This window comes from Acinetobacter sp. CAU_H_60, assembly GCF_058599385.1.
On record NZ_CM178653.1, the window covers coordinates 885,709 to 905,798 of the forward strand.

16 protein-coding genes are annotated in these 20,090 nt (G+C 43.0%); 12 read left to right on the plus strand and 4 right to left on the minus strand.

The window, feature by feature from the left end:
- The 7 genes from AC4MBN_RS04055 to sucD all read left to right on the plus strand — a co-directional run bounded on the left by AC4MBN_RS04055 (nt 1) and on the right by sucD (nt 11,255).
- Nucleotides 1-1,899 carry an FAD-binding protein gene (locus AC4MBN_RS04055; protein ID WP_419363269.1) on the plus strand — a complete coding sequence of 633 codons (1,899 nt, stop codon included), beginning with the start codon at nt 1-3 and terminating at the stop codon, nt 1,897-1,899.
- Between the two features lie 14 nt (nt 1,900-1,913).
- Complete coding sequence (locus tag AC4MBN_RS04060) at nt 1,914-2,624, plus strand: succinate dehydrogenase iron-sulfur subunit (protein ID WP_004782977.1); 711 nt, start codon at nt 1,914-1,916, stop codon at nt 2,622-2,624.
- A gap of 822 nt (nt 2,625-3,446) precedes the next feature.
- Nucleotides 3,447-6,269, plus strand: coding sequence for a 2-oxoglutarate dehydrogenase E1 component (locus AC4MBN_RS04065; RefSeq protein WP_005234618.1), 2,823 nt, complete (start codon nt 3,447-3,449; stop codon nt 6,267-6,269).
- Nucleotides 6,270-6,287: 18 nt separating this feature from the next.
- Complete coding sequence (odhB, locus tag AC4MBN_RS04070) at nt 6,288-7,508, plus strand: 2-oxoglutarate dehydrogenase complex dihydrolipoyllysine-residue succinyltransferase (RefSeq protein WP_005234619.1); 1,221 nt, start codon at nt 6,288-6,290, stop codon at nt 7,506-7,508.
- 60 nt (nt 7,509-7,568) lie between these two features.
- Nucleotides 7,569-9,002, plus strand: coding sequence for a dihydrolipoyl dehydrogenase (lpdA, locus tag AC4MBN_RS04075; protein ID WP_419374367.1), 1,434 nt, complete (start codon nt 7,569-7,571; stop codon nt 9,000-9,002).
- 184 nt (nt 9,003-9,186) lie between these two features.
- Entirely contained in the window at nt 9,187-10,353 is a 1,167-nt protein-coding gene (sucC, locus tag AC4MBN_RS04080) for an ADP-forming succinate--CoA ligase subunit beta (protein WP_004782971.1), read from the plus strand.
- An 11-nt stretch (nt 10,354-10,364) separates the two neighbouring features.
- Complete coding sequence (sucD, locus tag AC4MBN_RS04085) at nt 10,365-11,255, plus strand: succinate--CoA ligase subunit alpha (RefSeq protein ID WP_005234623.1); 891 nt, start codon at nt 10,365-10,367, stop codon at nt 11,253-11,255.
- Between the two features lie 101 nt (nt 11,256-11,356).
- On the opposite strand, the gene AC4MBN_RS04090 is transcribed toward sucD, so the two are convergent.
- The 4 genes from AC4MBN_RS04090 to AC4MBN_RS04105 all read right to left on the minus strand — a co-directional run bounded on the left by AC4MBN_RS04090 (nt 11,357) and on the right by AC4MBN_RS04105 (nt 15,625).
- A complete protein-coding gene (locus AC4MBN_RS04090; RefSeq protein ID WP_034704966.1) occupies nt 11,357-13,075 on the minus strand; it encodes a flotillin family protein in 1,719 nt (572 codons plus the stop codon).
- 51 nt (nt 13,076-13,126) lie between these two features.
- Nucleotides 13,127-13,762, minus strand: coding sequence for a YqiJ family protein (locus AC4MBN_RS04095; RefSeq protein ID WP_419363275.1), 636 nt, complete (start codon nt 13,760-13,762; stop codon nt 13,127-13,129).
- Between the two features lie 267 nt (nt 13,763-14,029).
- Nucleotides 14,030-14,962, minus strand: a complete 933-nt coding sequence (locus AC4MBN_RS04100) for an IS5-like element IS17 family transposase (RefSeq protein ID WP_491880714.1) — start codon at nt 14,960-14,962, stop codon at nt 14,030-14,032.
- 120 nt (nt 14,963-15,082) lie between these two features.
- Complete coding sequence (locus AC4MBN_RS04105; RefSeq protein ID WP_419363277.1) at nt 15,083-15,625, minus strand: hypothetical protein; 543 nt, start codon at nt 15,623-15,625, stop codon at nt 15,083-15,085.
- Nucleotides 15,626-15,942: 317 nt separating this feature from the next.
- On the opposite strand from AC4MBN_RS04105, the gene cysD reads away from it, so the two are divergent.
- The 5 genes from cysD to AC4MBN_RS04130 all read left to right on the plus strand — a co-directional run bounded on the left by cysD (nt 15,943) and on the right by AC4MBN_RS04130 (nt 20,090).
- Nucleotides 15,943-16,857, plus strand: a complete 915-nt coding sequence (gene cysD / locus AC4MBN_RS04110) for a sulfate adenylyltransferase subunit CysD (protein ID WP_491880715.1) — start codon at nt 15,943-15,945, stop codon at nt 16,855-16,857.
- Between the two features lie 115 nt (nt 16,858-16,972).
- Nucleotides 16,973-18,586, plus strand: coding sequence for a sulfate adenylyltransferase subunit CysN (gene cysN, locus AC4MBN_RS04115; RefSeq protein ID WP_491880716.1), 1,614 nt, complete (start codon nt 16,973-16,975; stop codon nt 18,584-18,586).
- Between the two features lie 145 nt (nt 18,587-18,731).
- Complete coding sequence (locus tag AC4MBN_RS04120) at nt 18,732-18,998, plus strand: hypothetical protein (RefSeq protein ID WP_419374371.1); 267 nt, start codon at nt 18,732-18,734, stop codon at nt 18,996-18,998.
- A gap of 255 nt (nt 18,999-19,253) precedes the next feature.
- Nucleotides 19,254-19,769 carry a PadR family transcriptional regulator gene (locus AC4MBN_RS04125; RefSeq protein ID WP_419374372.1) on the plus strand — a complete coding sequence of 172 codons (516 nt, stop codon included), beginning with the start codon at nt 19,254-19,256 and terminating at the stop codon, nt 19,767-19,769.
- A gap of 9 nt (nt 19,770-19,778) precedes the next feature.
- A complete protein-coding gene (locus AC4MBN_RS04130; RefSeq protein ID WP_491880717.1) occupies nt 19,779-20,090 on the plus strand; it encodes a DUF3861 domain-containing protein in 312 nt (103 codons plus the stop codon).

Sequence of the window (20,090 nt, forward strand, 5' to 3'; positions counted from 1 at the left end):
ATGGGCGCAATTAACCCTAAAGAAGATTACACAAATATTCCACACGAAACTTTCGATGCTGTCATCGTTGGTGGTGGTGGTTCAGGTATGCGTGCATCTTACCAACTTGCTCAAGCTGGTTTAAAAGTTGCTGTACTGACTAAAGTATTCCCAACACGTTCACACACTGTTGCTGCACAGGGTGGTATTGGTGCATCTCTTGGTAACATGCAAGAAGATAATTGGCACTACCACTTTTATGACACAGTGAAAGGTTCTGACTGGTTAGGTGACCAAGACGCGATCGAGTTCATGACTCGCGAAGCGCCACAAGTCGTTTACGAACTTGAACACCTAGGTATGCCATTCGACCGTAACGCAGACGGTACAATTTACCAACGTCCATTCGGTGGTCACTCTGCGAACTACGGTGAAAAAGCTGTTCCTCGTGCTTGTGCTGCTGCCGACCGTACAGGTCATGCACTTCTTCACACGCTTTATCAAAGCAACGTGAAAATGGGTACTCAATTCTTCGTAGAATGGATCGCACTTGATCTTATTCGTAACGAAGCAGGCGATGTCCTTGGTGTAACAGCAATTGACCAAGAAACAGGTAAAATTGCCGTATTCCAAGCAAAAGCAACATTGTTCGCTACAGGTGGTGCTGGTCGTGTTTACCGTGCATCGACTAACGCATATATCAACACTGGTGACGGTCTTGGTATGGCTGCTCGTGCGGGTATTCCATTACAAGATATGGAATTCTGGCAATTCCACCCGACAGGTGTTGCGGGCGCAGGCGTATTGTTAACTGAAGGTTGTCGTGGTGAAGGCGCAATCCTTCGTAACAAAGACGGCGAACCATTCATGGAACGTTATGCACCGACTCTGAAAGACTTGGCTCCTCGTGACTTCGTATCACGTTCTATGGACCAGGAAATCAAAGAAGGTCGTGGTTGTGGTCCTAAAGGTGATTATATCCTTCTTGATATGACTCACTTGGGTGCTGACACCATCATGAAACGTCTGCCATCTGTATTCGAGATTGGCAAGAAATTCGCGAACGTTGACATTACTAAAGAGCCAATTCCTGTAGTACCTACAATCCATTACCAAATGGGTGGTATTCCTACAAATATTCATGGTCAGGTAGTTGTTCCTGAGTCTCCAGAATCTGAAGCTCTAGTAACGAACTACGACAAGAATACTGATACCTATTCTACTAACCAAGAAGGTCGCAACTTCACTAAACCAGTGAAAGGCTTCTATGCGATCGGTGAATGTTCATGTGTATCTGTACACGGTGCAAACCGTTTAGGTACAAACTCACTGCTTGATTTGGTTGTATTTGGTAAGGCTGCTGGTCAGCACATCATCGACTACGTGACTAAACACCACGGTGATGAATATGAACCGCTTCCTACAACTGTGCTTGAAAACACAATTAAACGTGTTCGTAAGCTGGATGAATCAACAACTGGTGAGAATGCTCAAGAAGTTGCCGATGCAATCCGTGACATCGTTCAAGACCACGCGGGTGTATTCCGTACAACTGCGCTGCTTGAAGAAGGTGTAAAACAAATTCTTGCAATTGAGCCGCGTGTTCGCAACATTCACTTGAAAGACAAATCTAAAGTATTCAATACTGCACGTATTGAAGCTCTAGAAGTTGAAAACCTGTATGAAGTTGCTAAAGCGACCTTGATTTCAGCTGCTGCACGTAAAGAATGTCGTGGTGCTCACACTGTGGTAGATTTTGAATTACCACCAGATCACCCAGAGTATCCATATGGCCGTCGTGACGATGAGTGGATGAAGCACACTTTGTGGTTCTCTGCTGACAACCGTCTTGAGTACAAGCCAGTGCGTTACAAACCGCTTTCGGTTGATGCAATTCCACCGAAACCACGTACATTCTAATCAGGAGATTAAAGATGAGTAGAGGTACTCGTACATTTCATATCTACCGCTACGATCCTGATAAGGATAAAGCACCGTATATGCAAACTTTTAAGCTTGAACTGACTGATAAGCACCGTATGTTGCTTGATGCGCTTCTTGCATTAAAAGTACAGGACGAATCTTTGACATTCCGTCGTTCATGCCGTGAAGGGATCTGTGGTTCTGATGGTGTGAACATCAATGGTAAAAACGGTTTGGCGTGTCTTTGGAACCTGAACGATTTACCAAATGAAATCACGATTCGTCCACTACCTGGTCTTCCAGTAATCAAAGACCTTGTAGTTGACATGAACCAGTTCTACGATCAGTACAACAAGATTCATCCGTTCTTGATCAACAACCAGCCTGCACCTCCTAAAGAGCGTCTGCAGTCTCCTGAAGAACGTGAACACTTGAACGGTCTGTATGAATGTATTCTTTGTGCATGTTGTTCAACTTCATGTCCATCATTCTGGTGGAACCCAGACAAGTTCTTGGGTCCTTCAGCATTGTTGAATGCATACCGTTTCATCATTGATTCGCGTGATACAGGTACTCAAGAGCGTCTGGCTCGTCTTGACGATCCGTTCTCTCTGTTCCGTTGTAAAGGTATTATGAACTGTGTATCTGTATGTCCTAAAGGCTTGAACCCTACTAAAGCAATCGGTCACATCCGTAACATGCTTCTAGATATGGCTGGCTAATTTAGACTGCAATAGACAGTTTTTCAAAAAGCACACCACTTGGTGTGCTTTTTGCTTTATAGGGCTCCATAAACGAACAGTGGTAGTGAAAACTGCTGTTATTGGGGCTGTATCTCATGTGATCAAATCGGGTGATGAATCATTGCAGAGCATTCTGGTCGGATTTATGCACTATTATGATGTTGTTTGAGGTATTTATGATTTTTAGATGTAATTCTGGACTGAAAAAGATTTTCAATAATGTTATTATATAACGCAAAGTTGCAAAGGGAGTGGATTGGAAGATTTACTCTCTTTTTGTTTATCAAAAAGATGTAGGACTTTAGTCTACGCTGAATGTGTTTTTCATTTAAAGCTCCCTATGTTAGAGTAATTTCTGACGGAAGTATTTGACTAAAAAACATGCGTTCCTCGTCAAAAAAATCAATTGATTAGTCGAGATCGTGATAGCATTTAGCACAAGACTATATTTAAAAAATGTGTGGGCCGATGTACATTTTTTAAACACGGAAAAAGTAGAAACTGGTATATAAATGTAAGTCAAAGTCGCTTTAGAAAAAATATAGTTTAAATCTTTGTTTTTTCTAAGTCGATTTGCAAAAAATTGCTCGGTCACGATCGGGTATTCAATGAGTGATGATGCCGCTGAGGGGCGTTATTGTTCATTAAACATATCAAGAATTTTCTTGGTGTGGTGATAACGCCTCATGGCTTATGCCTTATGGGGGACTAATGTTGAATTATCAATTTGACATTACTAATCCTGGGTTTTGCTTAAAAAGCATCCTGAAAATGTTTTTGCAATAGGAAATGGGTCCACAAATGCAAGAAGTTGCTGACGCTCTGCGTCTTGACACTGAACTTTCCGCTGATAGTGCAGCGTATATTGAAGAACTTTATGAGCAGTACCTCACTGCTCCAGACTCAGTGGGTGCTGACTGGAGAGCGTACTTCGATAAATTCCCAAAAGGTGATCAACCACACAGCAATGTACGTGAGCAATTCCTACTTTTAGGTCGCAATTCAAGCCGTATTCAGCCTGTTATCCAATCGACAGTAAGTTCAGAGCATGAACGTCGTCAAATTGGCGTTTTACAGCTGATTGCTGCGTACCGTAACCGTGGCCACCAAAAAGCAAAATTGGATCCATTAGGTCTGGCTAAACGTGAAGTTGTGCCAGATCTTGATCTTTCTGCGCACGGTTTAACTCAGTCTGATCTGGACACTATATTCAATACCGGTAACCTTGCGATTGGTAAGGAAGCAGCGACTTTGGGCGAAATGGTCCAAGCGATGGAAGCGACTTACTGTAGCTCTATCGGTGCTGAATACATGCACATCGTGGATACCAAAGAAAAACGCTGGATCCAGCAACGTCTTGAAAGCGCACGTGGTCAATATGGCCTGAGTGCTGATCAGAAAAAACATGTTCTTGAACGTTTAACTGCGGCTGAAGGTCTGGAAAAATACCTCGGTAATAAATTCGTAGGTGCAAAACGTTTTGGTGTTGAAGGTGGTGAGTCTTTCATTCCTATGGTGAATGAATTGATCCAGCGTGCCGGTTCTGTAGGCTGTAAAGAAGTGGTGATCGGTATGCCACACCGTGGTCGTCTGAACCTTCTGGTTAACATCATGGGTAAAAACCCGGCTGACCTGTTTGGTGAGTTCGAAGGCAAATCACTACACAAGAAAGGTTCTGGTGACGTTAAGTATCACCAAGGTTTCTCTTCTAACGTAATGACTCCAGGTGGTGAAGTTCACTTGGCATTGGCGTTTAACCCATCTCACCTTGAAATCGTTGGACCTGTAGTTGAAGGTTCTGTACGTGCACGTCAAGTACGTCGTAAAGACATTGGCGGTGATGACGTGTTACCAGTGATTGTTCACGGTGATGCTGCATTTGCAGGTCAGGGCGTAAACCAAGAAACTTTCCAGATGTCACAGACTCGTGGTTACACAGTAGGTGGTACAGTTCATATCGTAGTGAACAACCAGGTTGGTTTCACCACATCTGATCCACGTGATGCACGTTCTACAGAATACTGTACTGATATCGCGAAAATGATTCAGGCACCGATCTTCCATGTAAATGGTGACGATCCTGAAGCTGTGTTGTTTGTTGCTCAGCTTGCACATGACTTCCGTCATACTTTCCGTAAAGACGTTGTGATTGATATGTTCTGTTACCGTCGTCGTGGTCATAACGAAGCGGACGAACCAGCTGCAACTCAGCCAATGATGTACCAAGTGATCAACAAAAAAGCGACAACTCGTACGCTTTATGCTGACAAACTGGTTCAAGAAGGTGTGCTTGATCGCGCTACTGCAGATCAAATGGTTGAACAATACCGTTCTGATCTTGAAGCAGGTAAACATGTAGCCAATGCACTGGTTCTAGAGCCGAACAAGAAAATGTTCGTAGACTGGACACCGTACCTGGGTCATGAATACACAGACGAGTGGGATACTACTTGTGATCTAGAACGTCTTAAAGAGCTTGGCCGCAAAATGCGTGAGCTTCCAGAAGGCTTCGTGATGCAGCGTCAGGTATCTAAAGTGATTGACGACCGTCTGAAAATGCAAACTGGTGAAATGCCACTGAACTGGGGTGCTGCTGAAACTCTAGCCTATGCATCACTGCTAGATGATGGTTATCTGGTTCGTTTAACTGGTGAAGACGTGGGTCGTGGTACATTCTCACACCGTCATGCAAAACTGCATAACCAGGTAGATGGTTCAACTTATATCCCGCTTTGCCATATCAAAGAGAACCAACCGCGTGTTGCGATCTATGACTCTTTATTGTCTGAAATGGCAGTACTGGCATTTGAATACGGTTATGCAACGACTCTTCCTAAGAGCCTGATCATCTGGGAAGCTCAGTTCGGTGACTTTGCAAACTGTGCACAGGTGGTGATCGACCAGTTCATCTCATCTGGTGAAACCAAATGGGAACGTGTATGTGGTCTGACTATGCTTCTACCACACGGTTTCGAAGGTCAAGGTCCTGAGCACTCATCTGCACGTCTGGAACGTTTCTTGCAACTATGTGCTGAAGACAACATGCAAGTGATGACTCCAACTACACCTGCACAGATCTTCCACGCGTTACGTCGTCAGGCAATCCGCCCGATCCGTAAACCAATGATCATTATGTCACCTAAATCATTGCTTCGTCACAAGTTAGCGGTGTCTAACCTGGAAGAACTGGCAAACGGTACATTCCAGACTGTGATCGACGAAGTAGATAACATCAACAAAGCAGACGTAACCCGTCTGGTACTGTGTGGTGGTAAGGTTTACTACGATCTGGTTGAAAAACGTCGTGAAAAAGAATTGAACAACACTGCAATTGTACGTATTGAACAATTGTATCCGTACCCAGAAGCACGTCTTGCAGAAGTTCTTGCTCAGTATCCAAACGTGAAAGAACTGGTTTGGGCACAAGAAGAACCGAAAAACCAAGGTGCTTGGTTGTTCATCGCGCCTCGTTTATATGACGATGTGATGAAAGCGGGCAAACAAATCCGTATTAGTTACGCAGGCCGTGAAGCTTCAGCTGCACCGGCGTGTGGTTCACCATACTTGCATGCAAAACAACAAGCTCAGCTCGTTAACGACGCTCTAGCGATCGATGCTGAATAATCCAGGAGATTCTAAATAATGGCAACCGAAATTAAAGCACCGGTATTTCCAGAGTCAGTTGCGGACGGTACGATCGCAACTTGGCACAAACAACCAGGTGAAGCAGTATCACGTGATGAAGTGATCTGTGATATTGAAACTGATAAAGTTGTTTTAGAAGTTGTTGCTCCTGCAGACGGTACAATTGCATCAATCGTTAAAAATGAAGGCGATACAGTGCTTTCTGCTGAAGTGATTGCACAGTTTGAAGAAGGTGCCGTATCTGGCGCAACTCAAACTCAAGCAGTTCAATCTGAAACTGAAGCATCAGTAGAGCAAGCTGCTGCAAAAACTGAAGCGGGTAATGCACCGATCGTTGAGCGTCAACAGGTTCAAGACCAGGCTCCAGCAGTACGTAAAGCATTAACCGAATCTGGTATCAATGCTGCTGACGTATCTGGTACAGGTCGTGGCGGTCGCATCACTAAAGAAGATGTTGCGAACCATCAATCTAAACCTGCAGCGCCTGCTGCTGCACCGCTTAGCGTTGCAGTCGGTGAACGTATCGAAAAACGCGTTCCAATGACTCGTCTGCGTAAACGTGTTGCTGAACGTCTGCTTGCTGCAACTCAAGAAACAGCAATGTTGACGACGTTCAACGAAGTAAACATGAAACCGATCATGGAAATGCGTAACCAGTACAAAGAGGCGTTTGAAAAACGTCATGGTGCGCGTCTAGGCTTCATGTCATTCTTCGTTAAAGCGGCGACTGAAGCACTGAAACGCTATCCAGCAGTGAATGCGTCTATCGATGGCGACGATATCGTTTACCATGGTTACTATGACATCGGTGTAGCGGTTTCTTCTGACCGTGGTCTGGTGGTTCCTGTTCTTCGTGATACAGACCGCATGAACTATGCTGAAGTTGAAAACGGCATCCGTGCATATGCTGGTAAAGCGCGTGAAGGCAAACTGGCAATCGAAGACATGACTGGTGGTACTTTCACAATTACCAACGGTGGTACTTTCGGTTCATTACTTTCAACTCCAATCTTGAACACTCCACAAACTGCGATTCTGGGTATGCATAAAATTCAGGAACGTCCTATGGCAGTGAATGGTCAAGTTGAAATCTTGCCAATGATGTACCTAGCGCTTTCTTATGACCACCGTCTAATCGATGGTAAAGAAGCTGTAGGTTTCCTTGTAACAATCAAAGAATTGTTAGAAGAACCAGCTCGTCTGATCCTTGATCTTTAATTCTAAAGAATAAATCCATGGGCTTAGGGTGATCCTCTAGGCCCATTTTTGGAGAGAATAATGTCTCAACAATTCGATTTAGTTGTAATTGGTGGTGGCCCAGGTGGCTACGAAGCTGCAATTCGTGCTGCGCAACTTGGTTTCAAAGTTGCGTGTATCGAAAAACGTATTCATAAAGGTAAACCTTCTTTAGGCGGTACTTGCCTAAACGTCGGTTGTATTCCTTCCAAAGCACTTCTAGATTCTTCTCACCGTTATGAAGATACTGTTAAGCATTTAGATGACCACGGTATTACAACGGGTGAAGTGAAGTTTGATCTTGCAAAACTTCTTGCACGTAAAGACAAAATCGTAAACCAATTGACCATGGGTATCGACGGCCTGCTGAAAGGTAATGGCGTTGAATGGTTAAAAGGTACTGGTAAATTGCTTGCTGGTAAAAAAGTTGAGTTCGTTTCACACGAAGGCGAAACTCAAGTTTTAGAACCTAAATACGTGATTCTTGCGACTGGTTCTGTACCTGTAAATATTCCTGTTGCTCCTGTAGATCAAGACATCATTGTTGACTCTACTGGCGCGCTTGAATTCCAGGAAGTACCTAAACGTCTTGGTGTCATCGGTGCAGGTGTCATCGGTCTTGAACTTGGTTCAGTATGGCGTCGTCTTGGTGCTGAAGTTGTTGTATTTGAAGCAATGGACGCATTCTTACCAATGGCTGATAAGGCATTGGCGAAAGACTACCAAAAAGTATTGACTAAACAAGGTCTGGATATCCGCGTTGGTGCGAAAGTATCTGGTACTGAAGTGAACGGTCGTGAAGTTACTGTTCAGTACACTCAAGGTGGTGAAGACAAAACTCAAACTTTCGACAAGTTGATCGTTTGTGTTGGTCGTCGTGCTTATGCTGAAGGCCTATTGGCTGAAGATTCAGGCATTAAACTCACTGAACGTGGTCTGGTTGAAGTAAACGATTGGTGTGCAACTTCTGTTGAAGGCGTATACGCAATTGGTGACTTGGTACGTGGTCCAATGCTTGCCCATAAAGCAATGGAAGAAGGTGTAATGGCAGTTGAACGTATTCACGGTCATGCTGCACAAGTCAACTACGATACGATCATTTCTGTAATTTACACACACCCAGAAGCGGCGTGGGTAGGTTTAACAGAAGAGCAGGCGAAAGAAAAAGGCCACGAAGTTAAAACGGGTCAATTCGGTTTCGCTGCGAATGGTCGTGCAATGGCTGCGGGCGAAAATGCTGGTTTCGTGAAGTTTGTTGCTGATGCAAAAACTGACCGTCTACTGGGTATGCACGTGATTGGACCTGCTGCGTCTGATATCGTACACCAAGGTATGATCGCTCTTGAATTTGTTTCTTCAGTAGAGGACCTACAGTTGATGACTTTCGGTCACCCAACGTTCTCTGAAGTCGTACATGAAGCTGCTCTTGCAGTTGATGGTCGTGCGATTCACGCGATCCAACGTAAGCGTAAGTAATTCTTCGAAGAGCGGCTCCGGCCGCTCTTTTTACATTTGGTGGTTGTTTTTGAATGAATAATCATCTAAAAATAAAGATAAGTAAAATTTAAGATCCAAAAATACCAATATTGATTGATGTGAACCAAGAAATATTGGGAATACGTGTAATAACAAAGTCAAATAAGTAGTAAAAGGTTAATCAATGAATTTACATGAGTATCAAGCAAAAGCGTTATTAAAAAAATATGGGATGCCTGTACAAGAAGGTATTCTTGCTACCAATGCTGAGGAAACAGTACATGCTTTTGAGCAGCTTGGTGGGAAGTTTGCGGTATTAAAAGCGCAGGTTCACGCAGGTGGTCGTGGCAAAGCGGGTGGGGTAAAAGTGGTAAAGTCGGCTGAAGAAGCAGCTGAATATGCCAATCAGATTATTGGTTCACGTTTAGTGACCTATCAAACCGATGCAAACGGTCAGCCAGTCAATAGCATTCTGGTGTCTGAAGATGTGTATCCGGTTGAGCGTGAATTGTATTTGGGTGCGGTGGTTGACCGTTCTAGCCGTCGTATTACCTTTATGGCATCCACAGAAGGCGGTGTCGAAATTGAAAAAGTTGCAGAAGAAAATCCTGAAAAAATCATTAAAGTAGAAGTTGATCCTTTGGTGGGTTTATTGCCATTCCAAGCACGTGAAGTGGCATTTGCACTTAAGTTAAAAGATAGCCAGATCAATCAATTTGTTAAAGTCATGACAGCTGCTTATCAAGCTTTTGTTGAAAATGATTTTGCTTTATTTGAAATTAACCCACTCTCTGTACGTGAAAATGGTGACATTCTCTGTGTCGATGCCAAAGTCGGTATTGATTCGAATGCACTGTACCGCCTGCCTGAAGTTGCTGCTTTACGTGATAAATCACAAGAAAATGAGCGTGAACTGAAAGCATCTGAATTTGACCTGAACTACGTTGCTTTAGAGGGCAATATTGGTTGTATGGTCAATGGTGCCGGTCTTGCGATGGCAACTATGGACATTATCAAACTGTATGGTGGCCAGCCAGCCAACTTCCTGGATGTGGGCGGTGGTGCAACCAAAGAGCGTGTAATTGAAGCGTTTAAAATTATCTTGGCAGATTCTTCTGTACAAGGTGTCTTGATTAATATTTTTGGTGGAATTGTACGTTGTGACATGATTGCTGAGGCAATTATTGCAGCGGTTCAGGAAGTGAATGTCACTGTGCCTGTAGTTGTTCGCCTTGAAGGGAACAATGCCGAGCTTGGTGCCAAGTTACTGGATGAATCTGGTTTGAAATTGATTTCTGCAAATGGCCTGGCCGATGCTGCAGAAAAAATTGTTGCTGCAGTAAAAGCTTAAGGAGTATCACAATGAGCGTATTAATTAATAAAGACACCAAAGTTTTAGTCCAAGGCTTTACAGGCAAGAACGGTACATTTCACTCTGAACAGGCTATTGCCTATGGCACTAAAGTGGTTGGTGGAGTAACACCGGGCAAAGGCGGTCAATCACATCTGGATTTGCCAGTATTTAATACCATGCGTGAAGCGGTGCAAGAAACTCAAGCTGATGCTTCTGTGATTTATGTGCCTGCACCTTTTGTCCTCGATTCTATTGTAGAAGCTGTTGACTCAGGTATTGAACTGATCGTGGTGATTACTGAAGGCGTACCAACACTGGATATGCTGAAAGCCAAACGTTATCTGGAGACCAATGGTAATGGCACGCGTCTGATTGGTCCAAACTGTCCGGGCATCATTACGCCAGGTGAATGTAAGATCGGCATCATGCCGGGTCATATTCACCAGCCAGGTAAGATCGGTATTATCTCACGTTCAGGTACTTTGACTTATGAAGCGGTTGCACAAACCACAAAACTTGGTTTAGGTCAGTCTACCTGTATCGGGATCGGTGGTGATCCGATTCCAGGCATGAACCAGATTGATTGCTTGAAACTGTTCCAGGAAGATCCGCAAACTGAAGCCATTATCATGATTGGTGAAATTGGCGGTACTGCGGAAGAAGAAGCAGCTGAGTATATTCAGTCACATGTGACCAAGCCAGTGGTAGGGTATATCGCTGGTGTAACAGCGCCGAAAGGTAAGCGTATGGGTCACGCAGGTGCCATTATTTCTGGCGGTAAAGGAACTGCTGAAGAGAAATTTGCAGCTTTTGAACGCGCGGGAATGGCGTATACACGTAGTCCTGCAGAGTTGGGTTCAACCATGCTCCAGGTATTGAAAGAAAAAGGTTTGGCTTAATTTGTTGAGCTGATAAAAAGCCCTCATTATTGAGGGCTTTTTTATAATTGCTACAAAAGAAAATTAAAATCTAACTAGATGATAACTCGAAAATTGAGTATTTAGTTATCTACACCAGCTTTAGCTTTCAGGCTTTGGGTCATGCCATTGATGTCACCGCCCTGAATGCCTAATTCATTCATCAGACTATCAATTAAAGGTGCCTGGCTACGATAACGCAAAGCACTATTCACCACCTGATCGGAGAGGGCAACATTGCTGCCTTCATGATGGGCATCTGCCTGACAAGAACCCGCATGTGTGCCATGTAAACCATTGACTTGCAAAATCTTGATGTCATCAATGTTTTCCATAGGCTTAACACTTTCACGAATGATTTCAGGCAAGTATTTCAGCATGGCTAGGCGGATTTGCATTTCCACCTGTTCAGATGACAGTACATTATTTGCTTCATTCACAGCGCGAGTACCTTCAGCATCGACCTGATACTGTTTCTCCATCGCTTGAGCAAGTAAGACTTTTGCATCCGCTTCACCTTTGGCTTTCAAGCGAACTTTTTCAGCTTCGGCCTCAGCGGCAATACGAACTGCTTCCGCATCATCAGCTGCTGCCTGTTTGCCAGCCTCTGCTGCGACGGTAATAGCAATCGCATCTTTCTCAGCCTGTTCTTTAGCTGCAACCAGTTCAACCGCTTTTTGACGTTCAGCCTGCTGGATCTGACGGACAGTGACGACTTCTTCTTCCGCTTTAACCGCTTGAGCACGTGCCTGATCAGCTAAAGCTTTGGCTTCAGATTCAGCACGGGATTTTTCTGCAATCGCAATCGCACGATCCTGTTCAGCCAGTTCAATGGTTTTCTTCTGTTCAACTTGAGCTTTTTGAATGAGCTGGGCTTTCTGGATGTTTTCATTTTCAACATCACGAGCCGCCAAAATACGTTTCAGTTCTACTTCACGTTCAGCAGCAATACGGGCTTCTTCCGCCTCACGCTTTTTTGCAGCTTCCTGAGCGGCAATTTCGGCTAACTGTTCAGCACGGCGAATTGAAATTTCACGTTCCTGTTGCAGTTTGGCATATTCTTCTTCACGGATAATTTGCAGACGTGCTTGTTCAGCTTCCAGATTTTTGGCTTTAATGGCCAGATCTGTATCCTGTTCAATATGGTTACGCTTACGGCGACGATCTTCAATGGTTTCAGTGAGTTTGGTCAAACCTTCAGCATCGAACGCATTTTGCGGATTGAAGTATTTAAAGCCGGTTTGATCCAGACCTGTTAAAGAAACAGTTTCAAGCTCCAGACCATTTTTATGTAGATCTTCAGATACCACTTGCTGTACTTTTTGTACGAAGTCGACGCGTTTCTCATGCAATTCTTCCATCGCCATTTCAGCGGCAACGGCGCGTAAAGAGTCGACAAATTTACCTTCCACAAGATTTTTCAGTTCATTTGGTGACATGGTCTTTTGACCAAGCGTTTGTGCAGCAGTGGCAATCGAATCTGCAGTAGGCTTTACGCGCACATAGAATTCAGCCATTACATCGACACGCATGCGATCACGGGTAATCAGCGCCTGATCATCGGCACGACGGACTTCCAGACGCAGAGTATTCATATTCACTGGAATGATTTCATGTAGCACCGGTAGCACCAAAGCTCCGCCGCCTAGAATCACTTTTTCACCACCCCAACCGGTACGCACAAAAGAAATTTCTTTACTGGAACGACGGTATAAACGTGCAATGATTAATCCGAAGGTGACAAGGCCAACGAATATAATCCCCGCAATAATCAAAACATTATATAAATCAAAATTTAGCATTATTATAAAGTCTCTTTGGGCAAGCTTAGTTTTTATAGGAAATTGGTTTAATTAAAGTTCAATAGCCTGAAAGCCATTTTTAGTTTTTTGAGTCAGAACTACTGTCTGACCCTGATTAAATATTTCATTGCGTTCAGGTTCGACCAGCACATAATGGGTCTTACCATGCTGATCCTGAACTTTGGCCTGAGCAGGGGAGTTAGCTTTGGCATCTCCCAGAATAATCGTGGCGGTTCGTCCGATCAGTTCATCGCTATAGATCGCGATGGTTTCATCTTGGGGTAGAATCTTGGCAGCGAGCACGGACAGCCCACGTACAATCGGCATGCATAAAAATAAACAGGCAGGGGAAATAATCCATGCATTTAAAAGCTGACTGGTAAATCGTTCGAACAGGCCTTGGATCAATAGTCCGCTCAGACCATAACTGGTCAGGAAAATAATGAGCCAGATAAAGAGAGGCAGGCGACCCAGATAAAGCCAGTCGAATACTTTATTGAACAGGCCAGTATGCTGATCAACACCTACTTCCGGGTGAAGCGGTTCTTCAGGCAGAAATTGTTCGAACATATTCTGGGAGCCACCTCCCAGCATCAGCAAGACACATTCCAAGGCAGCAAACATCAGCATCAGACTTAAACTGATACTAAATACAATGTTGGAAGGATGAGTGAACAGTTCCCACATGAGTTTCTGTCTCTAATTATGGTTTTATAGAAATTTTATGACCCTGTTAAAGATAACAGTTATTAATAAAATTGTAAGCAAAAAACAACAAAATTCCCTATTGGGATAGCTTGATAAAATCTAAAATTTAACAATATGTGATGAGCTTTTCTTAGCTACAAATAAATGTCGACTATTTATATAGGTAGGGCGAATCTGAGGTTTTATCTAAAGAAGGCTTTGTTGCACAAAGATTTGAAATGCAAAGCGCCCCTAATTGAGCCAAATTTAAGGCGTAATTGGGGTAAGTGGTCGACCTAATTCCGTAAATCGGTTGAGGACTGCTACACGTGCATGAATTTCATTCACCTGACTAGGAAAGCTTCTTGCCATTAATTTATCGCCTAATAATTTGATGCAATGCATCTTGGTTTCCACCAAACTGCGGCGATGATAGCCTGACCATTTTTTCCATAATGTCCTGCCTAAACGTTTAACTGTTCGAAGTAATTCATTTCGCTCTAGCGAGCTACTCTTTCTATCTTTCCATGGTTTCGCATTTTTTCTAGGTGGAATCACCGCATGTGCTTGCCGATCTGCAATGACCTGACGGCATTGCTTGGTGTCATAAGCTCCATCGGTATAAACAGAGTCAATCTGCTCATCTTGTGGAATCTGATTAAGTAAATCACCAAGCACCTGTGAATCACTGACATTATTGGTTGTGAGCTGAATAGCGCGTATTTGTAGGGTTTTGGCATCTATACCAATATGTAGTTTACGCCATTGGCGACGATATTCAGCTCCATGTTTCTTGCGTTTCCATTCGCCCTCACCTAGAAACTTCATGCCTGTAGAGTCTACAAGTAGATGCAGCCCCTCGCTACTTTTTTGGTAGCTGATTGCAATATCAATATGCTTTTGTCTTCTACAAAGCGTACTGTAATCTGGTGCGGTCCAATTTAATCCGCAAAGTTCAATCAGACTTTGCACAAAGCCAGTGACCATACGTAAAGATAGACGGAATAAGGATTTAATCATTAAGCAGCATTGGATAGCTGCGTCGGAGTAGGTTTGATTTCGCCCTTGTTTGCCTTTTGATGGAGCATACCATTGCGTAGCAGGATCAAACCAAATGGCAATATTTCCGCGACTCATGAGTACTCGGTTATATGCGGGCCAATTGGTTGTGCGGTAGATTTTATGTGTAGGCTTCTTCATTTGAAAATTATATCGCTGAAAAAGCCTTTACAGATAGGTTTGTGCAACAAAGCCTCTAAAGAATAGAAAAGCAATTGATGGACGTCTGCTTTTCTATCTCTATTTATATGTATAAAAGTATTAAAGGATGGCGGTCTGGATACGGACTTTCATTTCTAGGGCTTGTTGCAGAATATAGTTTTTCATCCATTGCACCTGTTCGCCCATTGGATTGGTTTTTACTGCAGCCTCCAGAAATTTAAGTTCAGGCTGATTAAATAGTTGTTCGTCAAGAGCCTGTTCCAATGCCTGAGTATTTGCAGACAAAGGTAAGGCCACCAAGAAGAAGGCTTTAGGATAGTTATAGAAAGCATAAAGCAGGTTAAAAGCTTTTTGATCGCCTCTCAGATTGCCGACACCTATTTCGTAACCTGCCTGCTGGTTGCTATAAGTCATACCGAGCAGGTATTCCCATTGATTATTCAGCTTACGCAGGCCAAACTGCAGGCCAATCTGATCCGCTGTCAGTTCATGCTGGATATAAATATTTAATGGACTGCCATCTTCAGTATAAGGTTCCTGAAGAACCAAAATATGTTGTTGGTGCTGGTAAATAAAACCGGCAAGTTTTGCCTGTTTCAGACGGGATTTTAAAGTATCTAAATCAAATTCATTATAAGGCATACATAGTTTTTAAATTGGAGGAACTAATCCTACTCTAATTTTTTTTGGCCGAGATGTGAACTGTGCATTTAGATGATTAATATATCATTTCATTGCTGAAAGTAATCTTCCAGAGTGCTTTTACTAAACAATCAATTGTCTTTATTTAGCTGAACTGTCAGATTCATAAAAACTGATAGTTGATATTAGTGAATTTTTATATGACGTTTTAATATATGAATATCACAAAACAAGCAATCGTTATGAAAAGTTAATCACTATAATGAATATAAATTTTATAAAGTGTAATAAGTACACGTGTAATACGCAGGTTGTCCATGTCATTAAATGAGGAAAGACTTACTCATCTTAAACAGCTTGAAGCTGAGAGTATTCACATCATTCGCGAAGTTGCTGCCGAGTTTGAAAATCCGGTTATGCTTTATTCAATCGGTAAAGATTCAGCAGTTATGCTGCATTTAGCACTGAAAGCGTTTTATCCTGCAAAACTTCCATTCCCGCTACTTCATGTAGATACCGGCTGGAAATTCAAAGACATGATCAAGTTCCGTGATAACATGGCCAAAGAACATGGCTTTGATCTGATCGTGCATCAGAACAAAGAAGGTCGTGATGCGGACGTAAACCCATTCGACTATGGTAGCTCTAAATATACTGACATTATGAAAACCCAAGGTCTGAAACAGGCACTGGATAAATATCAGTTTGATGCTGCTTTCGGTGGTGCACGTCGTGACGAAGAAAAATCACGTGCCAAAGAACGTGTTTATTCATTCCGTGACTCTAAACACCGTTGGGATCCTAAAAACCAGCGTCCAGAACTTTGGAACCTTTACAATGGTAAAGTGAACAAAGGCGAAAGTATTCGTGTATTCCCATTGTCTAACTGGACTGAGCTAGACATCTGGCAATATATCTACCTTGAAAATATTAAACTTGTTCCATTGTACTTAGCTGCTGAACGTCCAGTCGTTGAGCGTCAAGGTACGCTGATCATGGTTGATGATGAGCGTATGCGCCTGAATCCAGGCGAAGTGCCACAAATGAAATCGGTTCGTTTCCGTACTTTAGGTTGTTACCCATTAACGGGTGCGGTTGAATCAACTGCAACAACTTTACCGGAAATTATCCAGGAAATGCTTTTAGCGACCACATCTGAACGTCAAGGCCGTATGATCGACCATGACGAAGCAGGTTCGATGGAAAAGAAAAAGCAGGAAGGTTACTTCTAATTTAATCTCTCCCGACCTCTCTTTAAGAAAGAGAGGAGATAATCCCCCTTTTACAAAGGGGGAAACAGGGGGATTAAAAGAAACCGATTTCAACGTATTTGTGGAGCTATGAGCAATGTCTCACCAATCAGAACTTATTAGCCAAGACATTTTGGCTTATTTGAAACAGCACGAAAATAAAGACTTATTGCGTTTCCTGACTTGCGGTAACGTGGATGATGGTAAATCTACTCTTATCGGTCGTCTGCTTTACGATTCAAAACTGATTTATGAAGATCAGCTGCAAGCCGTTACCCGTGACTCTAAAAAAGTGGGTACCACTGGCGATGCACCTGACTTGGCGCTGCTGGTCGATGGTCTGCAAGCTGAACGTGAGCAAGGTATTACCATTGACGTAGCTTACCGTTATTTCTCTACTGAAAAACGTAAGTTCATCATTGCCGACACTCCGGGACACGAACAGTACACCCGTAACATGGCAACTGGTGCGTCTACTGCGGATCTTGCCATCATCCTGATCGATGCGCGTTACGGTGTTCAGACTCAAACACGTCGTCACTCATTTATTGCGAGCCTGTTAGGTATTCGTAATATCGTGGTTGCAGTGAACAAAATGGACCTGGTTGAATTCTCTGAAGCACGCTTCAATGAAATTCAGGCTGAGTACAACAAGTTCGTGGACCAGTTAGGTGACCGTAAACCTGCCAACATCATCTTTACGCCGATCTCTGCGTTAAATGGTGATAACGTTGTCAACAAATCTCCAAATACACCTTGGTACCAAGGTGAAACCTTAATGGAGACTTTGGAAAACGTTGAAATTGCACACGATACCAGCAAGCACGAATTCCGTTTTCCAGTTCAATATGTCAACCGTCCGAACCTCGACTTCCGTGGTTTCTGCGGTACCATCGCACTGGGTGAAGTGAAAGTTGGCGATGAAATTGTTGCACTGCCATCTGGTAAGAAATCAACAGTGAAAGAAATCGTCACTTTTGATGGCAATCTGGATCATGCAATTGCAGGTCAGGCGATTACGATAACCCTGAATGACGAGATTGATATTTCACGTGGTAACGTGCTGGTTAAAGCAGGCCAGCAGCCTTTAATTTCACGTTCTGCCCGTGCATCTGTGGTTTGGATGAATGACCAGCCGCTTGTAGTGGGTAAGCTGTATAACGTTAAGTTCGGTACACAAACGATTCCTGCAAAAGTTGAAAAAATTCACTACCGTACCAATGTCAACACATTGGAAAAACTGGAAGTTGAACAGCTGGAACTGAATGCGATTGCAGACGTGACTATCGAATTTGATGCTCCAGTAGTATTTGACCGTTATCAAGAAAGCCGTTACACCGGTTCTTTCATCTTCATCGACCGTTTAAGCAATGTGACAGTCGGTGCGGGTATGGTTGAAGCAGCGATTGAATGGACTGCGCATGATGAACCTGTGACTGCTGAAGCACGTGCTGCACGTTTGGGTCAAAAACCTGCTGCGGTGACAGTAACTGCGAAAGCTCTGGAAAATGCTCAAGCACTTGAAAGCCTGTTGATTCAACAAGGTGTAGTTGCAATTGCGAAAGCGGGTCTGACTGCTGAACAGGTTGCACTTGTTCGTGAAGCTGGTGTAGTAGTCATTACTGACCTTGCAGAAGGTACAGATGTGACTTACGCACAAGAAGCCGTTGAAGAACTTGCTGAGAAAATTGTGGAATTAGTTCGTTTATAAGACTGAACTGATTTTTGAAAAAACCCGCTGTAAGGCGGGTTTTTTATTGCCTGAATTTTGATTGATGGAAAATTATCCGATCAATGAAAATGTGATCTTTCAATTTAGTTGAAGCTTTATACAATGCTCCGCAGGTGGGGGATGTATGAAAAAATTATTATTACTAGCTGGTTTGTGTGTAGCTTTTGGAGCAGAAGCCAAGCAGAGCAGCCAAAGTGCGGAAGCAATTAAACGGAAGATTATTCAACAGTCAATTGAAAGCTATCCGGGAAATTGTCCTTGTCCATATAATACAGCGCGTAATGGTAGTCGTTGCGGTAAACGAAGTGCTTATAATCGTGCTGGAGGTTATGCGCCACTTTGCTATCCGGAAGATGTCAGTGATCGGATGGTGCGAGAATATAAAAGTTAAAATTTAAGTTGAGGGACTAAGATTATAAAGCATCTATTTTTATACATTTAGATAAGACAGTAACTATACAAAAGGTTCCTAGTTAATTGTTGTAATCTCAACTGAGAAAATGGCTTTATAAGGAAGGATGTTTTTCACAAGTATTTCGTGCCTATTTTTCTTCTTAAATTTAACTTTTATTGCTTCACTTGAAATAAATTCAATATTATCTATGATAAGATATATCTTATATTAAATTTAAGATATATCTTTGCTATGTCTAGAACTTCTGATTTTGCATTAATAGAAGAGCGAGAAAACTCTCCAAAACCTCGCAAACGCCTCTTTGAAGTAGGCGAAATGAAACTGCTTGTGCTGCATTTTATTGCTCAAGCGCCCAAGTACAGCTATGACATTATTAAAGAAGTGGCTGCTTTGGTTGGTGGGAGCTATAAGCCGAGTACAGGCACGATCTGCCCGACGATTAACTATCTTGAAGAACAGCAATATACCCAAGTGATCATGAGTGTGGATGAACGTAAGCAATACCACATTACAGACAAAGGCCGTGAGCATCTTACAGATAGTCAGGAAACCCTACAAAAAGTGCTTAACCGTTTTGAAACCCGTCGCCGTATTCAAGAAGATGAACGCTATATCGATATCCATAATTCGATGGAAAGCCTGAAGGCTTCACTGCGATTCAAACTGCAAAATGAACTTCGTCCAGAGCAGATCAGTGATATTGCTGCCCAGATTGAACAGGCTGCAATTAATATCCGTCAACTGTAGGAGCAGGACATGAAACAACATCAATATGAAGTGACTGTTCAACATCTGGCTGATGCTCAAGGTAATCCATCCACCTATACTGAGGCGCTACAGTTTCAGGTGGGTAATCACGATGACATCTTTAAAATACTGGAAAAACTTCAAGCCAGTCAGTTGTTGGATGGGGAAAGTACCAAGGCATTTGCTGTTGGCTTAAAACTGTTTAGTGAAGTCATGCTGGAAAATAAAGAGTTGCCACTCTTCAAGGAATTCATGCCGCAATTTGCCCAGTTTATGAAATCCCTGAAACAGATAGTGAAAGCCCAAAGTGAAGAAAAGTAA